Below are 3,350 nucleotides of genomic sequence, written 5' to 3' on the forward strand. Positions count from 1 at the left end.
TTAGTCATAAATTTTACATCTATTTCCGATATACCCATTGGTTATACATCAGGAAAACACTTACACGCTTTATTTTTAACCTTAGTTAATTCGGTTGATCAACAATTAGCTGAATATTTCCATAAGTCCGAACAAAATAAAAGTTTTACTGTTTCTCCTTTACAAGTTATTAATAGTCAAAAATCTTCTAATTTTTTACAATGGCAACAGGAAAAAAATATTAAAAAAGGTTCTAATTGTTGGTGGCGAATAACATTATTAGATGATACTTTATTTAGTCAATTAACAAAATTATGGATTAATCTTAATCCACAAAAACCTTATCATTTAGGCAGTGGAGAATTACTTATTACCAGTGTTTTAGCAAGTCCTAATAGTCATCCTTGGGCTGGTGCATATAATTATCAACAAATATATGAAGAAGCCTCTAATGTTGAGCGTAATTTTAATTTTAAGATTGTTACACCTACTGCTTTTCGTCAGGGAAAATATGATATTTCTCTACCTACTGCCAATTTAATTTTTTCTAGTTTATTAAAACGTTGGCAAAAATATAGTAATATTCCTCTAAATTTATCTAGTTTTGATTATTTATTTCCTGCTTATTTTAATATAAAAACAGAGATTGTAATTGATTCTAAAACTAAATTTATTGGATGTATCGGCAATATTAATTATAAACTTTTAGGAGATATAGATTTACAGATAATTAAAAACATTAATGTCTTAGCCGATTATAGTTTTTATTGTGGATTAGGCAGAAAAACAACTATGGGATTTGGCATTATTAAACGCTATGTACAGCAAAATAATTAATTATGGATATTGACTTTATTCCTATTGCAGCACTAAATCATTATTCTTATTGTCCTCATCGTTATTGGCGGATATTTTGTGCCTCTGAATTTGAAGATAATCAATACACAATCGACGGTACAACTTTACATGAAAGAGTCCATACTATGGGAGATTTAAACTTAGGAGAAATATGGCAAATTAGAGCTATTTATCTTAAATCTGAACAATATAATTTAATCGGTAAAGCAGATTTAATTGAAGCAGAAAATGGGCATTTTTATCCCATAGAATACAAGCGAGGTAAAAAAGGAGAATGGGCTAATGATGAATTACAAGTTGTCGCTCAAGCTCTCTGTCTCGAAGAAATGACTCAAACTACGATAGATATTGGTTATGTTTATTATGGTCAAACTCATCAACGACAAGAGGTAAAGATTAATTCTAATTTAAGACAAAGTGCATTCACAACCATTAAAGCCATTCAAGAAATAAATCAAACAAAAAAAATACCAAAAGCAGTTTATAGCACAAAGTGTAAAGGTTGTAGTCTTTATTCTGCTTGTTTACCAATGGCTAACGATAAAGTTAATCGCTACCGAGAAAGTGAATAGTGAATAGTTAATAGTTATTTTTTCAAATTATACCTAACATGGACAGTATTATTTATAAAAAAGCATATAACTTTTCTTTAAGAATAATTAAAGCATATAGATATTTAATTGAAGAAAAAAAAGAGTTTATTTTGTCAAAACAATTGTTAAGAAGTGGCACATCAATTGGAGCAAATATAGCAGAAGCAAATGGAGCAATTTCTAAAGCAGATTTCAGAAATAAAATGTCAATTGCTTACAAAGAATCCCTTGAAACACAATACTGGCTTTCTTTACTAAAAGATTCAGATTTTATTGATATAAAAAGTTATCAGAGCATTAATCAAGACGCAGTGGAAATTAGTAAAATTTTATGCTCAATAGTAAAAAACACCAACACAAAAAATAATCACAAAGATACGAGCTAAGCATTATTAATTATTAACTATTCATTATCAACTATACACTAAAAAAATGGGAACTATATATATTACTCAAGACGATGCTTTTATTGGTAAAACTGACGAAAGAATCCATGTTAAAGCCGATAAAAAACAATTATTGGATGTGCCTTTTATTAAAGTAGATGGATTAGTCATTTTAGGTAGAGCTAATTTTTCTCCCGCCCTAGTCAATGAACTTTTAACTCGTAAAATTCCCTTGAGTTTTTTAACGAGTACAGGAAAATATTTAGGCAGATTAGAACCAGAATTAACTAAAAATATATTTGTCAGAAAAGCTCAATGGTCAATTACTGAAAATTCAGCAAAAACTATTCATATTGTCAGAGGTTTTATTAGAGGAAAATTAAAAAATTATCGTAATTTAATTCAACTGAGAAATAGACAAGATAATCAAGAAAAACTAGAAAAAAGTATTACGCAAATTGAAAGTATTATTGATAGTTTAGAACAAAAAAATAATATTGATTCTTTAAGAGGTTTAGAAGGGGCTGGAAGTGCTATTTACTTTAGTTGTTTTAACTTGTTAATTAAGAATAATAACTTTGAATTTATAACTCGAAACCGTCGTCCTCCAACTGATCCTGTAAACTCTTTATTAAGTTTAAGCTACGCTTTACTAAGACATGATGTTCAAAGTGCAGTTAATATTGTAGGTTTTGATCCTTATTTAGGTTATCTCCATGTACCTCATTATGGCAGACCTGCTTTAGCATTAGATTTAATGGAAGAATTTAGACCATTAGTTGCTGATGCAGTGGTGTTAAATGTGATTAATAATAAGAAATTAACCCCTAATGATTTTATCACTGAACCTCTTAGTAATGCAGTTTCTTTAACTAAAGAAAGTTTAAAAATATTTTTACGATTATATGAAGAAAAAAAACAATCTAAATTTAAACATCCAGTGTTAAATAAACAATGTACTTATCAAGAAGCCTTTGAAATTCAAACCCGTTTATTAGCTAAATATATGATGGAAGAAACTAATCAATATCCTCCTTTAATTATCAAAAAATAATCTTTATTTCTATGTATATAATTATTAGCTATGACATCAAAGATAATAAAAGACGTACTAAAATTCATCAGATTTTAAAATCCTATGGCGAATGGGTACAATATAGTATTTTTGAGTGTGAATTAACCGAAACAAACTATGCTAAATTACGTCTTCGTCTCAGTAAATTAATTAAAAAAGATGATAATGATAATATTCGTTTTTATTTTATGTGTAAATGTTGTCAGGGTAAAATAGAACGTATTGGCGGTGAATTACCTAGAGATAATACTATTTTCTTTATCTAAGTTGCGTAAGGGGTAGGATGTAAAAAATTCTTTTTTAGAAAATTTACCATTAAACCTTATGTTGATTATCTTTGAGCAGTTGCTTTTTTCTATTGCCTTACGCTTCTTACTATATACAAATTTCAGCTATTTTACTAGACATTTCAATCGAACTTTATGTATAATAATTAATATACTTACGCAATCGTACCTT

The 3,350-nt window shown here is 28.1% G+C and carries 5 protein-coding genes; all 5 read left to right on the forward strand.

Annotated features, from left to right (window positions below; translation table 11 throughout):
* On the forward strand, positions 1–816 hold an 816-nt coding region (gene cas6, locus ACEW8E_RS15525), incomplete at its 5' end, for a CRISPR-associated endoribonuclease Cas6 (protein ID WP_373481264.1).
* Between the two features lie 2 nt (positions 817–818).
* Positions 819–1,409: a CRISPR-associated protein Cas4 gene (cas4, locus tag ACEW8E_RS15530; RefSeq protein WP_373481265.1), complete on the forward strand. Its 591-nt coding sequence runs from the start codon at positions 819–821 to the stop codon at positions 1,407–1,409.
* A gap of 38 nt (positions 1,410–1,447) precedes the next feature.
* The gene (locus ACEW8E_RS15535) at positions 1,448–1,816 is read left to right on the forward strand and encodes a four helix bundle protein (RefSeq protein WP_373481266.1); all 369 of its coding nucleotides are present in this window, start codon (positions 1,448–1,450) and stop codon (positions 1,814–1,816) included.
* Between the two features lie 46 nt (positions 1,817–1,862).
* Entirely contained in the window at positions 1,863–2,870 is a 1,008-nt protein-coding gene (gene cas1d, locus ACEW8E_RS15540; protein WP_373481267.1) for a type I-D CRISPR-associated endonuclease Cas1d, read from the forward strand.
* 11 nt (positions 2,871–2,881) lie between these two features.
* A complete protein-coding gene (gene cas2, locus ACEW8E_RS15545; RefSeq protein WP_373481268.1) occupies positions 2,882–3,157 on the forward strand; it encodes a CRISPR-associated endonuclease Cas2 in 276 nt (91 codons plus the stop codon).
* Positions 3,158–3,350 lie beyond the last annotated feature (193 nt).

Source organism: Geminocystis sp. (genome assembly GCF_041753295.1).
Lineage (GTDB): Bacteria > Cyanobacteriota > Cyanobacteriia > Cyanobacteriales > Cyanobacteriaceae > Geminocystis.